Raw genomic sequence first — 13,387 nt, forward strand, 5'->3', positions numbered from 1 at the left:
AAGATGCCGCGCAGCCTAAAGAAGGGCCCGTTCGTCGATGACCACCTCCTCGCAAAGGTGGACGTTCAGAACGAAAAGGGTACAAAGCAGGTCATCAAGACCTGGTCACGTCGCTCGACCATCCTTCCAGACTTCATCGGACATACGTTTGCCGTCCACGATGGTCGCAAGCACGTCCCGGTGTTCGTCTCGGAGAACATGGTTGGCCACAAGCTCGGAGAGTTCGCGCCGACCCGGACGTTCAAGAGCCACATCAAGGAAGACCGGAAGAGCAAGCGCCGATGAGCAACAACAACACCGCGACCGCGAACCCGACCGCTCGGGCAACGGCTCGCTACGTGCGTGTGACCCCGATGAAGGCTCGGCGAGTCGTCGACCTCATCCGTGGCCGGGACGCAGCCGATGCACTCACCGTGCTGAAGTTCGCGCCCCAGGCCGCCAGCGAGCCGGTCGCGAAGGTGCTCGCTAGCGCAGTAGCCAACGCCGAGAACAACCTGAGCCTTGATCCACGCACCCTGGTGGTCTCCGAGGCCTACGTCAACGAGGGCCCAACCCTGAAGCGGTTCCAGCCGCGTGCCCAGGGCCGGGCCTTCCGGATCCGCAAGCGCACCAGCCACATCACCGTCGTTGTGGAGAGCCTGCCGTCCAAGGCCGAAGGAAACCGTAACCGCCGGAAGGGAGCTCAGTAGTGGGCCAGAAGATCAACCCGCACGGCTTCCGCCTCGGCATCACCACCGACTGGAAGTCGCGCTGGTACGCCGATAAGCAGTACGCCGAATACGTCAAGGAAGATGTCGCGATCCGCAAGCTCCTCAAGTCGGGGCTCGAGCGCGCAGGCATCTCCAAGGTCGAGATCGAGCGCACCCGCGATCGCGTCCGCGTCGACATCCACACCGCGCGCCCCGGCATCGTGATCGGTCGCCGCGGCACCGAGGCCGACCGCATCCGCGCCCAGCTCGAGAAGCTGACCAGCAAGCAGGTCCAGCTCAACATCCTCGAGGTCAAGAACGCTGACGCCGACGCGCAGCTCGTCGCTCAGGGAATCGCGGAGCAGCTTTCCAACCGTGTCGCGTTCCGTCGTGCCATGCGCAAGGCGATCCAGTCGGCAATGCGCAACCCGAACGTCAAGGGCATCCGGGTGCAGTGCTCGGGCCGCCTGGGTGGCGCCGAGATGTCGCGCTCGGAGTTCTACCGCGAGGGCCGCGTGCCCCTGCACACCCTCCGTGCGGACATCGACTATGGCCTGCACGAGGCCAAGACCACCTTCGGCCGCATCGGTGTGAAGGTCTGGATCTACAAGGGCGATGTTGTTGGCGGACGCCGCGAGGCCGACGTCGTCATCCCGGGCAGCGATGATCGCCGGCCCCGTCGCGAGCGCCCAGCCCGTCCCCGCCGCGGCGGAACGGGCGGCGCCTCTGACGCGGGCAAGCAGACCGCCGATGCCACCGCGACGGCTGGAGCCGCAGCGGGCGAGCAGAACAAGGAGGCCTGACGATGCTGATCCCACGCAGGGTGAAACACCGTAAGCAGCACAAGCCGAAGCGCACTGGGCTCGCCAAGGGCGGCACCCAGGTGGTGTTCGGTGACTACGGTATCCAGGCGCTCGAGCCCGCTTACCTGACCAACCGGCAGATCGAGTCCGCGCGTATCGCCATCAACCGGCACATCCGCCGTGGCGGTCGCGTCTGGATCAACGTCTTCCCGGACCGGCCACTCACCAAGAAGCCTGCCGAGACCCGCATGGGTTCCGGCAAGGGCTCTCCCGAGTGGTGGGTCGCGAACATCAAGCCAGGTCGTGTGATGTTCGAAATGACATACCCCAACGAGGAGGTGGCTCGCGAGGCCCTGCGCCGCGCGATCCACAAGCTCCCCATGAAATGCAGGATCGTGACGAGGGAGGGACAGTTCTGATGGCTACAGGGACAAAGGCCTCAGAGCTTCGTGAACTCAACCAGGAAGAGCTCGTTGAGCGGCTCCGCGAAGCTAAGGAAGAGCTCTTCAACCTGCGTTTCCAGATGGCAACGGGCCAGCTCGACAACAACCGTCGGCTGGGCACGGTGCGCAAGGAGATCGCGCGGATCTACACCGTGCTGCGCGAGCGCGAGCTCGGCCTTGCCGCCGGACCAGAGGCAGACACGGCTGGTGACGCAGCATGAGTGAGGACAAGGCAGTGGAAACAACCGCCGCAGAAGCGCAGCAGGAGCGCAACCAGCGCAAGACGCGTATCGGTTACGTCGTCTCCGACAAGATGCAGAAGACCATCGTCGTGGAGCTCGAGGATCGCGTGAAGCACCCTCTCTACGGTAAGGTCATCCGGCGCACCAGCAGGGTTAAGGCCCATGACGAGAACGGGACCGCCGGTATCGGCGACCGCGTGCTCCTGATGGAGACCCGCCCGCTGTCGGCTACCAAGCATTGGCGCCTCGTGGAGATCCTCGAGAAGGCCAAGTGATTTATCGGCGGGTCCCTGCGAACCAAGCAGGGACCCGCCGTGGACCAGGCGTGCACAGGTCGGAAATCTGGCACGCATCAATCCAGGTTCAGGAGTGAACAACAGTGATCCAGCAGGAATCGCGACTCCGCGTCGCCGATAACACCGGGGCCAGGGAAATCCTGTGCATCCGCGTGCTCGGTGGCTCGGGTCGTCGCTACGCAGGGATCGGCGACGTCATTGTCGCCACCGTCAAGGAAGCCATCCCCGGCGGCAACGTCAAGCGTGGCGACGTGGTCAAGGCCGTCATCGTCCGGACCTCCAAGGAACGGCGCCGTCCCGATGGCTCGTACATCCGGTTCGACGAGAACGCGGCGGTGATCCTCAAGAACGCCACGGATCCTCGTGGCACGCGCATCTTCGGCCCGGTTGGCCGCGAGCTCCGCGACAAGAAGTTCATGAAGATCGTCTCGCTGGCGCCGGAGGTGCTGTGATGAAGGTACGCAAGGGCGACACAGTCCTGGTCGTGTCCGGCAAGGACAAGGGAGCCAAGGGCAAGGTCATCGAGGCCTACCCGAAGCGCCACAAGGTCCTCGTCGAGGGCGTCAACCGGATGAAGAAGCACACCCCCGTCTCCGCCAACCAGCGGGGCGCGCAGTCCGGCGGCATCGTGACCCAGGAAGCGCCGATCCATGTCTCCAACGTCATGGTCATCGATGCGGACGGGAGCCCCTCCCGCATCGGCTACCGGCGTGACGAGGAGTCCGGCAAGAAGGTCCGGATCTCCCGCAAGACCGGGAAGGACATCTGAACATGACCTCTGTGGAGAACAAGATCCAGCCGCGCCTCAAGACCCGCTACCGGGCCGAGATCCGCGACGCGCTCAACCAGCAATTCGACTATGCCAACGTCATGCAGATCCCTGGCGTCGTCAAGGTCGTTGTCAACATGGGTGTCGGTGATGCAGCTCGCGATGGCAAGCTCATCAACGGTGCCGTCCGCGACCTCGCACTGATCACCGGGCAGAAGCCCGAGGTCCGCAAGGCGCGCAAGTCGATCGCCCAGTTCAAGCTCCGCGAGGGCATGCCCATCGGTGCTCGCGCTACCCTGCGCGGCGACCGCATGTGGGAGTTCCTCGACCGGCTGGTCACCATCGCGCTGCCCCGTATCCGGGACTTCCGTGGCCTGTCCCCGAAGCAGTTCGACGGCAACGGCAACTACACGTTCGGCCTCAACGAGCAGTCCATGTTCCACGAGATCGACATTGATTCGATCGATCGTCCCCGCGGCATGAACATCACCGTGGTGACGACGGCCACCAACGATGAGGAAGGGCGCGCGCTGCTGCGCGAGCTCGGCTTCCCGTTCAAAGAGAACTGATACCAGGGGCTAGCGCCCAGGCGTGGACATGGCCTAGCGGTGATCCTCGGGGCAGCGAGAGCCGCCCCGGGGATCCGCAAGGTTTAGTCCTCACCACACACCCACTTCCACTTCGCTGTAGGCCCAGAGGGAACCGCGGCGAGAAAGGTGAACAGGTCACCTCCATGACCATGACCGATCCGGTCGCAGACATGCTGACACGTCTGCGCAATGCAAACTCGGCATTCCACGACACCGTGGCCATGCCGCATTCGAAGCTCAAGGCGAACATCGCCGAGATCCTCAAGCGCGAGGGCTACATCGCCGACTACCGCAGCGAGCCCGCTCGCATCGGGCAGACACTCGTGCTCGAGCTGAAGTTCGGCCCGAGCCGGGAGCGCTCCATCGCGGGCCTCCGTCGCGTGTCGAAGCCAGGGCTGCGCGTGTACGCGAAGTCCACCAACCTGCCGAAGGTGCTTGGCGGCCTGGGCGTGGCTATCATCTCCACGTCCTCGGGCCTGGTCACCGACCGTCAGGCTGCGACTCAAAAGGTAGGCGGGGAAGTCCTCGCCTACGTCTGGTGAGGGAGGCCACGTCATGTCACGCATTGGAAAGCACCCAGTTGCCGTCCCCTCCGGCGTCGATGTCACCATCGATGGCCAGGACGTCGTAGTAAAGGGCCCCAAGGGCACCCTGTCGCTCACCGTCAGCCAGCCGATCTCGGTCGCTCGCGGCGAAAGCGGCACCATCGAGGTCTCGCGCCCTGATGAGGAGCGCAAGAGCCGTTCCCTGCACGGCCTGTCCCGCACCTTGATCAAGAACATGGTCGTAGGCGTCACCGAGGGCTACACCGCCAACATGGAGATCCATGGTGTCGGCTATCGCGTGCAGCAGAAGGGCCAGAACCTCGAGTTCGCGCTCGGCTACAGCCACCCGGTCCCCGTCGAGGCTCCCGAAGGCATCACGTTCAAGGTCGAGACCCCCACCAAGTTCTCGATCTCCGGCATCAACAAGCAGCAGGTCGGGCAGATTGCCTCGAACATCCGCCGCTTGCGTCGCCCCGATCCCTACAAGGGCAAGGGAATCCGCTACGCCGGTGAGCAGATCCGTCGCAAGGAAGGAAAGACGGGTAAGTGACCATGAGCCAGACATCGAACTCAGCATCCAACAAGCCCACCAAGCGCACCCCGCTTGGAACCGACGCCTCCACCCAGCGGCGCATCTCCCGGGCACGCCGTCACTTCCGGCTCCGCAAGAAGGTCTCCGGCACGCCGGACCGGCCTCGCCTTGCAGTGCACCGCTCCGCGCGGCACATCCACGTCCAGGTCATCAACGACATCGACGGCCGCACCCTGGCCGCTGCTTCCAGCATGGAAGACGATGTCCGCGCGATCGAGGGCGACAAGTCAGCACGCAGCGCCAAGGTTGGTGCTCTCATCGCTGAGCGCGCCAAGGACGCCGGCATCGACGCTGTGGTGTTCGATCGCGGTGGCCACGACTACCACGGCAGGATTGCCGCGCTAGCCGACGCAGCACGTGAAGGTGGCCTGAACTTCTAATGATGACCACCACCAGCAACACCCCAGAACGTACGAACGGAAGGAAAGCCTGATGCCGGGACGTGGTCGGCGCGACGGCGGAAGCGGACCCGCCGCGAACAACAACCCAAGCGGCGGCGGGGACAACGACCGCCGCGATCGCCGCGATCGCCGCGATAACAACCGCGGTGGCGCAGCGGCCGAGAAGTCCAACCACCTCGAGCGCGTGGTCACCATCAACCGTGTCGCCAAGGTCGTCAAGGGCGGACGGCGGTTCAGCTTCACCGCGCTCGTCGTCGTCGGCGACGGCAATGGCGTTGTCGGTGTGGGCTATGGCAAGGCCAAGGAAGTTCCCTCGGCCATCCAGAAGGGTGTCGAGGAAGCGCGCAAGAACTTCTTCCGCGTTCCCCTCATCGGTGGCACCATCACTCACCCCGTCCAGGGAGAGGCAGCCGCGGGAGTCGTTCTCCTGCGTCCCGCTAGCCCTGGTACCGGTGTGATCGCCGGTGGCGCGGTGCGCGCGGTCCTCGAGTGCGCGGGCATCCACGACATCCTGTCCAAGTCGCTTGGTAGCGACAACGCCATCAACGTCGTGCACGCGACCGTTGCCGCGCTCAAGCAGCTGCAGCGTCCCGAGGAAGTCGCTGCTCGCCGCGGCCTCCCCATCGAGGACGTTGCTCCTGCTGGCATGCTCCGTGCACGCGCAGCGCAGGAGGCATAGCAATGGCCGAACTGAAGATCACCCAGGTGCGCAGCACCATCGGTGCCAACCACAAGCAGCGCGAGAGCATCCGCACGCTCGGTCTCAAGCGGATCCGCCACACGGTCGTCCGCGAGGACAGCCCGCAGGTCAAGGGTCTTGTTCATCGGGTGCGGCACCTCGTCACCGTTGAGGAGGTCTAGATCCATGACCATCAAACTGCACCATCTTCGCCCCGCTGAAGGGTCGAAGAAGGACAAGATGCGCGTCGGTCGAGGCGAAGGCTCCAAGGGCAAGACCGCGGGCCGTGGCACCAAGGGCACGAAGGCGCGCAAGCAGGTTCCCGTGACCTTCGAGGGCGGGCAGATGCCGCTGCACATGCGGCTGCCCAAGCTGAAGGGCTTCAAGAACCGCTTCCGCACCGAGTACCAGCCCCTCAATGTCGGCGACATCGCCCGCTTGTTCCCCGAGGGTGGCGCTCTCGGCGTCGATGACTTCGTCCAGGCCGGGCTCGTCCGCAAGAACGAGCTCGTCAAGGTCCTCGGCGAGGGCGACATCACGGTGGCCGTGCAGGTCACTGCGCACAAGTTCTCCGGCTCCGCCAAGGAGAAGATCACCGCAGCTGGTGGCACCGCTACCGAGCTGTGACGGTCGAGACACCGCACCGCATGACCGAGAGGCCGTGAAGGAAACCCCTTGACGGCCTCTCGGCGTGTCCGCGCCGGGCAGCATCCCATGCGGACCCTGTAGCCGCAGCGGTGCGCGGCCTCGCGCGTCCGGGGGGAGATCCCCGGAAGCTGTTAGAGTTGACCCGAATCGACAGGCCAAGCCGGACTTGTGCCTGCCCTATCCCGCCAAGCCAGGAGGATCGTTGCTCTCCGCCTTCGTAACGGCCATCAGGACACCAGACCTGAGGCGGAAGATTCTCTTCACGCTGTGGATCATTGTCCTCTATCGCCTCGGAGCACAGGTCCCGTCTCCTGGCGTGGACTTCGCCAACATCAGGGTGTGCGTCGAGCAGGCCACCGGGGGAGACGCTGCGGGCCTGTACTCGCTCGTCAACCTGTTCTCCGGCGGCGCGCTGCTCCAGCTCTCGGTATTCGCCATCGGCGTGATCCCGTACATCACGGCCAGCATCATCGTGCAACTGCTGACCGTAGTGATCCCGAAGTTCGAGCAGCTGCGCAAGGAAGGCCCATCAGGGCAGGCCAAGATGACGCAGTACACCCGCTACCTGTCAGTGGCGCTCGCGCTGCTCCAGGCCACGGGCATCGCGGCGCTCGCGCGTAGCGGGCAGCTGCTCCAGTGCGAGCTGCCCATCATCGCGGACGACAGCGTCTTCGGGCTCTTCGTCCTAGTCCTCACCATGACCGCGGGCGCCACGCTGCTGATGTGGTTCGGCGAGCTCGTCACCGAGAAGGGCGTCGGCAATGGCATGTCCTTGCTGATCTTCGCGGGCATCGCAGCGATGCTCCCGGTGGAGGGACGCAATATCCTCCAGAGCCGAGGTGGCGTCACCTTCGCGCTCGTCTGCATCGCGGCCGCGGTCATCATCACGGGCGTGGTGTTCGTCGAGCAGGGCCAGCGTCGCATCCCCGTGCAGTACGCCAAGCGGATGGTGGGGCGCCGCATGTACGGCGGAACCTCGACCTACTTGCCGCTGAAGGTCAACCAGGCCGGCGTCATCCCGGTGATCTTCGCATCGTCGTTGCTCTACATGCCGTTCCTCGTGGTCCAGTTGACGGTGGGCCAGGAGGAGCCACCGGCCTGGCAGCGGTTCATGACCGAGCACTTGATGAATCCGAGCAGCCCGGTCTATATCGTCGTGTACTTCGCGCTGATCATGTTCTTCACGTTCTTCTACGTGTCGATCACCTTCAACCCGGAGGACCGGGCCGAGGAGATGAAGAAGTACGGTGGCTTCATCCCCGGGATCCGCCCCGGCCGCCCGACCGCGGAGTACTTGCAGTACGTGCTCAATCGCATCACCCTCCCTGGCTCGATCTATCTCGGTACGATTGCAGTCTTGCCGAACGTGTTCCTCAACGCGGGCAGCGGTGGTGACTTGCAGAGCATTCCATTCGGTGGCTCGGCCGTCCTCATCATGGTCGTCGTGGCGCTCGATACGGTAAGGCAGATCGAAAGCCAGTTGATGCAGCGAAACTACGAAGGGTTCCTGAAGTGAGAATTGTCCTGCTAGGCCCCCCCGGAGCGGGCAAAGGCACGCAAGCCGCCATCCTGTCCGAGAAGCTCGGAGTCCCGCATATCTCCACTGGCGATCTGTTCCGCGCGAACATCGGCCAGGGAACCCCGCTCGGCCTCGAGGCCAAGGAGTACACGGACTCGGGCAAGCTCGTTCCCAGCGATATCACCAACCGGATGGTCGAGCAGCGCATCGAGGAACCCGATGCGGCCAACGGGTTCCTCCTCGACGGCTACCCCCGCACGGTTGATCAGGCCGAGGCGCTCGAGCGAATCCTCGCTGATCATGGCACCAAGCTCGACGCCGTCGTCTCCTTCGTCGTTGACGAGGAGGTCGTGGTCGCGCGCATGCTCGAGCGCGGCCGCGCGGACGACAACGAGGATGTCATCCGGACCCGCCTGCATGTTTACCGCGATGAGACCGCCCCGCTGCTCGAGCACTACGCGGACATCGTGAAGACGGTCGATGGCATCGGCGAGATCGAAGAGATCAACGCTCGCGCCATGAAGGCTCTTGGCAAGTGATCGCGTGCGGCTGAGGCGACGCAAGGTCGTGCCATTCCGCACGGCTGGTGAGCTCGAGGCAATGGACGCGGCGGGCGCTGTGGTAGGTCGCGCGCTCGTCGCTGTCCGCGATGCCGCCCGGCCAGGCGTGACGACGAAGGAACTCAATGAGGTCGCGCATGCCGTGATCCGCGAGGCCGGGGCCGTACCGTCCTTCCTGGGGTACCACGGCTTCACCGGATCGATCTGCGCGTCTGTCAACGAAGAGGTCGTCCACGGGATCCCGGGGGAGCGCGTGCTCAAGGCCGGCGACCTCGTGTCGATCGACTGCGGCGCGATCCTCGACGGTTGGCATGGGGATTCTGCCTGGACCTTCGGGGTCGGCGAGCTATCGAAGCCGGATGCCGACCTCAGCGAGGCCACGCGGCTCACCCTCGAAGCGGGCATCGCCGCGATGGTTCCTGGCAACAGGTTGACCGATGTGTCTCATGCCCTCGAGCTGGGGACCCGCGCGATGGAGCGAAAGCACGGCCGCAGCTACGGCATCGTTGATGGCTACGGTGGACACGCCATCGGGCGCGAGATGCACCTCGACCCGTTCCTGCCCAATGAGGGACCCGGAGGGAAGGGCCCCGAGCTGGTAGTCGGGTCGGTGCTCGCGATCGAGCCGATGCTGACGCTGGGGACGGTTGACACTCTCGTTCTTGATGATGACTGGACGGTTGTCACGGCGGATGGCACGCGCGCTGCCCATTGGGAGCACACCGTCGCGGTCACCGAGGACGGTCCGCGGATCCTGACGCAGCGGCCGCAATAGCACCTCGAGGCGCGATCGCGGTGGTTGCCGCGAGCCCAGGATTTTGATGTGCGACGAACTGTTGCGTACTATTGTGCGTTGGTGCCTCGAGCACCTGCACAGATCGCACAACAAGGTAGACGAATGGGCCGGGGTGAGCTCTGCCCGGGAACGCGGAGGATATGGCTAAGAAAGACGGCGCCATCGAGGTCGAGGGGCGTGTGATCGAACCACTTCCCAACGCGATGTTCCGCGTGGAGCTCGAAAACGGTCACAAGGTTCTCGCGCACATCAGTGGGAAGATGCGCCAGCACTACATCAGGATCCTCCCCGAGGACCGTGTCGTGGTGGAGCTTTCTCCCTACGATCTGTCACGGGGACGGATCGTCTACCGCTACAAGTAGCTTCCGACGATCCAGCGGAGCACTCCGCTGGAATCGGGCCGGAATTCCCGTGGGTCCCCGGCATGATGGCCTAGCAGCCAGATCGCCCCGGCCTCGCGGGCCACAATAAAGAAGGCCTCCCAGCACCACGTGCCCGATACGCGGGCACGCTCCCCCGGAACGGAGGCCGGGGCCTGGTTTCCATCCATACGGGTGGAGGACCGGGACGGGCTGGGAGAAGACCTCCGCAACCGAGAGGAAAACGCCGCATGGCACGGCTCGTAGGCGTCGATCTACCGCGCGACAAGCGCATGGAGATCGCGCTCACCTATATCTACGGCATTGGCCGTACGAGCTCGCAGAAGATCCTTGAGGGAACCGGCATCAGCCCGGACCTTCGCACCAAGGATCTGACCGACGAGCACATCGCAACGCTCCGCGAGTTCATCGAGCGGGAGTTCAAGATCGAGGGCGACCTGCGTCGCGAGGTGCAGGCGAGCATTCGCCGCAAGATGGAGATCGGCTGCTACCAGGGACTTCGTCACCGGCGTGGCCTTCCTGTTCGCGGTCAGCGCACCAAGACCAACGCGCGCACCCGGAAGGGCCCCAAGAAGACGATCGCCGGCAAGAAGAAGGCAAGGTAAGACATGCCCCCCAAGTCACGAGTCGCTGGCGGAAAGAAGGGTCAGAAGACCCGCCGCCGCGAAAAGAAGAACATCGCTCACGGACACGCTCACATCAAGAGCACCTTCAACAACACCATCGTGTCGATCACCGACCCGCTGGGCAACGTTATTTCCTGGGCCTCGTCGGGCCACGTCGGGTTCAAGGGCTCCCGCAAGTCCACCCCGTTCGCCGCGCAGCTCGCAGCGGAGAACGCTGCCCGCAAGGCGCAGGAGCACGGCATGAAGAAGGTCGATGTGTTCGTCAAGGGCCCAGGCTCCGGTCGTGAGACCGCGATCCGCTCGCTGCAGGCAGCGGGCCTCGAGGTCGGGACGATCTCCGATGTCACTCCTCAGCCGCACAACGGCTGCCGTCCGCCCAAGCGCCGCCGGGTCTAGCAGGAAAGGGAAGGTCAGAAAATGGCACGTTATACCGGTCCTGTAACCCGCAAGTCGCGTCGGCTCAGGGTGGATCTTGTTGGTGGCGACCAGGCGTTCGAGCGTCGTCCGTACCCGCCCGGCCAGCACGGCCGCGCGCGGATCAAGGAGAGCGAGTACCTGCTCCAGCTGCAGGAGAAGCAGAAGGCCCGCTTCACCTACGGTGTGATGGAGAAGCAGTTCCGCCTCTACTACCAGGAGGCAGTGCGCAAGTCCGGCAAGACCGGCGAGAACTTGCTGCGCATCCTGGAAACCCGCCTCGACAGCGTTGTGTACCGCGCAGGATTCGCGCGCACCCGCCGCCAGGCACGCCAGCTCGTGACCCACGGTCACTTCATGGTGAACAACCAGCGCGTGGACGTTCCGAGCTACCGCGTCTCGCAGTACGACATCATCGATGTCCGTCCGCAGTCGCGGGAGACCGTTCCGTTCCAGCTCGCCAAGGAGCTCATCGCTGAGCGCCAGGCACCGAGCTGGATGCAGGTCGTCCCGTCGAAGCTTCGCATCCTGATCCACAAGACTCCGGATCGCGAGCAGATCGATGTGGCACTGCAGGAACAGCTCATCGTCGAGTACTACTCGAAGTAATCACTGCCGAGGGTGCCCGGTCATCGGGCACCCTCGCTTCCCCGTCGCTGGCATCAAATAGCGGATGCCCTAGGAGGACAACGCACACATGCTCATCTCACAGCGCCCCGAGCTCGACGAAGACGTCGTTGCGGAAAACCGCTCGCGATTCGTCATCGAGCCTCTCGAGCCGGGCTTCGGCTACACCCTCGGCAACTCGCTGCGTCGTACGCTGCTCTCGTCCATCCCGGGCGCGGCAGTGACGAGCATCCGGATCGAGGGCGTGCTCCACGAGTTCACCACGGTTCCCGGGGTCAAGGAAGATGTCACCGAGATCATCCTGAACCTCAAGAACCTCGTGGTCAGCTCCGAGGAGGACGAGCCGGTCACGATGTACGTGCGCAAGCAGGGGCCCGGCGCGGTCACTGCTGGCGATATCGTGCCGCCGGCCGGGGTCGAGGTGCACAACCCCGACCTGCACATCGCGACGCTCAATGACAAGGGCCACCTGGAGATCGAGCTGATCGTCGAGCGTGGACGCGGCTACGTGCCCGCCCTGCAGAACAAGCTCACCGGAGCCGAGATCGGCCGGATCCCGATGGATGCCATCTATTCGCCGGTTCTCAAGGTGACCTACAAGGTCGAGGCGACCCGAGTGGAGCAGCGTACCGACTTCGACAGGCTTGTCGTCGATGTCGAGACGAAGAACTCCATCAGCCCCCGCGATGCCGTGGCCTCCGCAGGCACGACCCTCGTGGAGCTGTTCGGCCTGTGCCGCGAGCTCAACATCGAGTCCGAAGGCATCGAGATCGGCCCCTCCCCGCAGGAGGCCGACCACATCGCTGCCTACGCGATGCCGATCGAGCAGCTCGACCTGACCGTGCGTTCGTACAACTGCCTCAAGCGCGAGGGCGTCCACACCGTGGGCGAGCTCGTGAGCCGCACCGAGTCAGACCTTCTCGACATCCGCAACTTTGGCCAGAAGTCCATCGACGAGGTCAAGGTCAAGCTCCACACCCTCGGACTGTCCCTCAAGGACAGCCCCGGACCGTTCGACCCGTCCGCAGTGTCAGGCTACGACGCGGCGACCGGAACGTGGAGCGATAGCGACGCCGACGGTGAGTACATCGAGCAGGACTACGTAGAACCGGAAACCGAACAGCTTTAATCACACCTCACCCGGCCTTGGTGGACATGCCAGGACGGGCGATCCCAGAGGAGCATCACCATGCCCAAGCCCACCAAGGGGCCGCGCCTTGGCGGCTCTGCGTCGCATCAGAAGCTGATGCTGGCGAACCTCGCCACGTCACTGTTCGAGCACGGCCGCATCACCACCACCGAGGCCAAGGCTCGTCGGCTTCGCCCGCTCGCCGAGAAGCTCGTCACCCATGCCAGGAAGGGTGACCTGCACCATCGTCGCGAGGCCTTCAAGACCATCCGCGACAAGGACGTTCTCCACAAGCTCTTCGCGGAGATCGGTCCTCACTTCGCCGAGCGCGATGGTGGCTACACCCGCATCGTCAAGACACTGCCACGCAAGGGCGACAACGCCCCCATGGCCGTGATCGAGCTGATCCAGGAGCAGACCGCCACCTCCGAGGCTGACCGCGCTCGCCGCGTCGCTGCCTCGCAGGCCGCTGCCCCCGAGGCATCGGAAGCTCCCGCCGAGGAGAACCCGGTGGCCGAGGTCGTGGACGCCGCCAGCGATGCTGAAGAGGACAAGGCCGAGGACATCGTCGACGCCGTGGAGGATCAGAACGCCACCGCCGCCGATGCCAACGAAGCCGATGAGGCCAAGAAAGACTGA

The 13,387-nt window shown here is 64.5% G+C and carries 24 protein-coding genes; all 24 read left to right on the plus strand.

Features of this window, described 5'->3' with window-relative positions; genetic code table 11:
- Positions 1–3 precede the first annotated feature (3 nt).
- The 24 genes from rpsS (at position 4) to rplQ (ending at position 13,387) form a co-directional block, all read left to right on the plus strand.
- Positions 4–285: a 30S ribosomal protein S19 gene (gene rpsS, locus QC765_RS11110; protein ID WP_149360557.1), complete on the plus strand. Its 282-nt coding sequence runs from the start codon at positions 4–6 to the stop codon at positions 283–285.
- The gene (gene rplV / locus QC765_RS11115; RefSeq protein ID WP_278314509.1) at positions 282–689 is read left to right on the plus strand and encodes a 50S ribosomal protein L22; all 408 of its coding nucleotides are present in this window, start codon (positions 282–284) and stop codon (positions 687–689) included. The genes rpsS and rplV overlap by 4 nt, the downstream gene beginning before the upstream one ends.
- Entirely contained in the window at positions 689–1,492 is an 804-nt protein-coding gene (gene rpsC, locus QC765_RS11120) for a 30S ribosomal protein S3 (protein WP_278314510.1), read from the plus strand. The genes rplV and rpsC overlap by 1 nt, the downstream gene beginning before the upstream one ends.
- A 2-nt stretch (positions 1,493–1,494) precedes the next feature.
- Complete coding sequence (gene rplP / locus QC765_RS11125) at positions 1,495–1,911, plus strand: 50S ribosomal protein L16 (RefSeq protein ID WP_278314511.1); 417 nt, start codon at positions 1,495–1,497, stop codon at positions 1,909–1,911.
- Positions 1,911–2,156, plus strand: a complete 246-nt coding sequence (rpmC, locus tag QC765_RS11130) for a 50S ribosomal protein L29 (RefSeq protein ID WP_192038874.1) — start codon at positions 1,911–1,913, stop codon at positions 2,154–2,156. Before rplP ends, rpmC begins: the two co-directional genes overlap by 1 nt.
- The gene (gene rpsQ, locus QC765_RS11135; RefSeq protein WP_278314512.1) at positions 2,153–2,452 is read left to right on the plus strand and encodes a 30S ribosomal protein S17; all 300 of its coding nucleotides are present in this window, start codon (positions 2,153–2,155) and stop codon (positions 2,450–2,452) included. The genes rpmC and rpsQ overlap by 4 nt, the downstream gene beginning before the upstream one ends.
- A 104-nt stretch (positions 2,453–2,556) precedes the next feature.
- Entirely contained in the window at positions 2,557–2,925 is a 369-nt protein-coding gene (gene rplN, locus QC765_RS11140; protein ID WP_278314513.1) for a 50S ribosomal protein L14, read from the plus strand.
- A complete protein-coding gene (gene rplX, locus QC765_RS11145; protein WP_278314514.1) occupies positions 2,925–3,242 on the plus strand; it encodes a 50S ribosomal protein L24 in 318 nt (105 codons plus the stop codon). The genes rplN and rplX overlap by 1 nt, the downstream gene beginning before the upstream one ends.
- Before the next feature lie 2 nt (positions 3,243–3,244).
- Positions 3,245–3,811, plus strand: coding sequence for a 50S ribosomal protein L5 (gene rplE, locus QC765_RS11150; protein ID WP_278314515.1), 567 nt, complete (start codon positions 3,245–3,247; stop codon positions 3,809–3,811).
- A gap of 164 nt (positions 3,812–3,975) precedes the next feature.
- A complete protein-coding gene (rpsH, locus tag QC765_RS11155; RefSeq protein ID WP_278314516.1) occupies positions 3,976–4,374 on the plus strand; it encodes a 30S ribosomal protein S8 in 399 nt (132 codons plus the stop codon).
- A 13-nt stretch (positions 4,375–4,387) separates the two neighbouring features.
- Entirely contained in the window at positions 4,388–4,927 is a 540-nt protein-coding gene (gene rplF / locus QC765_RS11160) for a 50S ribosomal protein L6 (RefSeq protein WP_278314517.1), read from the plus strand.
- A gap of 2 nt (positions 4,928–4,929) precedes the next feature.
- A complete protein-coding gene (gene rplR, locus QC765_RS11165; protein WP_278314518.1) occupies positions 4,930–5,349 on the plus strand; it encodes a 50S ribosomal protein L18 in 420 nt (139 codons plus the stop codon).
- A gap of 52 nt (positions 5,350–5,401) precedes the next feature.
- Positions 5,402–6,049, plus strand: a complete 648-nt coding sequence (rpsE, locus tag QC765_RS11170; RefSeq protein WP_278314519.1) for a 30S ribosomal protein S5 — start codon at positions 5,402–5,404, stop codon at positions 6,047–6,049.
- A 2-nt stretch (positions 6,050–6,051) separates the two neighbouring features.
- Positions 6,052–6,231, plus strand: a complete 180-nt coding sequence (gene rpmD, locus QC765_RS11175; protein ID WP_278314520.1) for a 50S ribosomal protein L30 — start codon at positions 6,052–6,054, stop codon at positions 6,229–6,231.
- A 4-nt stretch (positions 6,232–6,235) separates the two neighbouring features.
- The gene (gene rplO / locus QC765_RS11180) at positions 6,236–6,676 is read left to right on the plus strand and encodes a 50S ribosomal protein L15 (RefSeq protein ID WP_278314521.1); all 441 of its coding nucleotides are present in this window, start codon (positions 6,236–6,238) and stop codon (positions 6,674–6,676) included.
- A 223-nt stretch (positions 6,677–6,899) separates the two neighbouring features.
- A complete protein-coding gene (gene secY, locus QC765_RS11185; RefSeq protein ID WP_149360571.1) occupies positions 6,900–8,213 on the plus strand; it encodes a preprotein translocase subunit SecY in 1,314 nt (437 codons plus the stop codon).
- Positions 8,210–8,755, plus strand: coding sequence for an adenylate kinase (locus tag QC765_RS11190; protein WP_278314522.1), 546 nt, complete (start codon positions 8,210–8,212; stop codon positions 8,753–8,755). The genes secY and QC765_RS11190 overlap by 4 nt, the downstream gene beginning before the upstream one ends.
- A gap of 4 nt (positions 8,756–8,759) precedes the next feature.
- A complete protein-coding gene (gene map, locus QC765_RS11195) occupies positions 8,760–9,551 on the plus strand; it encodes a type I methionyl aminopeptidase (protein WP_278314621.1) in 792 nt (263 codons plus the stop codon).
- A 161-nt stretch (positions 9,552–9,712) separates the two neighbouring features.
- On the plus strand, positions 9,713–9,934 hold the full coding sequence (infA, locus tag QC765_RS11200; RefSeq protein ID WP_005443304.1) for a translation initiation factor IF-1: 222 nt from the start codon (positions 9,713–9,715) through the stop codon (positions 9,932–9,934).
- Between the two features lie 248 nt (positions 9,935–10,182).
- A complete protein-coding gene (gene rpsM / locus QC765_RS11205) occupies positions 10,183–10,557 on the plus strand; it encodes a 30S ribosomal protein S13 (protein WP_278314523.1) in 375 nt (124 codons plus the stop codon).
- Between the two features lie 3 nt (positions 10,558–10,560).
- The gene (gene rpsK / locus QC765_RS11210; RefSeq protein WP_278314524.1) at positions 10,561–10,974 is read left to right on the plus strand and encodes a 30S ribosomal protein S11; all 414 of its coding nucleotides are present in this window, start codon (positions 10,561–10,563) and stop codon (positions 10,972–10,974) included.
- A 21-nt stretch (positions 10,975–10,995) separates the two neighbouring features.
- A complete protein-coding gene (gene rpsD, locus QC765_RS11215; protein ID WP_278314525.1) occupies positions 10,996–11,601 on the plus strand; it encodes a 30S ribosomal protein S4 in 606 nt (201 codons plus the stop codon).
- 88 nt (positions 11,602–11,689) lie between these two features.
- The gene (locus QC765_RS11220; protein WP_278314526.1) at positions 11,690–12,748 is read left to right on the plus strand and encodes a DNA-directed RNA polymerase subunit alpha; all 1,059 of its coding nucleotides are present in this window, start codon (positions 11,690–11,692) and stop codon (positions 12,746–12,748) included.
- A 60-nt stretch (positions 12,749–12,808) separates the two neighbouring features.
- Entirely contained in the window at positions 12,809–13,387 is a 579-nt protein-coding gene (gene rplQ, locus QC765_RS11225) for a 50S ribosomal protein L17 (RefSeq protein ID WP_278314527.1), read from the plus strand.

This window comes from Hoyosella levis, from assembly GCF_026008515.1.
GTDB lineage: Bacteria > Actinomycetota > Actinomycetes > Mycobacteriales > Mycobacteriaceae > Lolliginicoccus > Lolliginicoccus levis.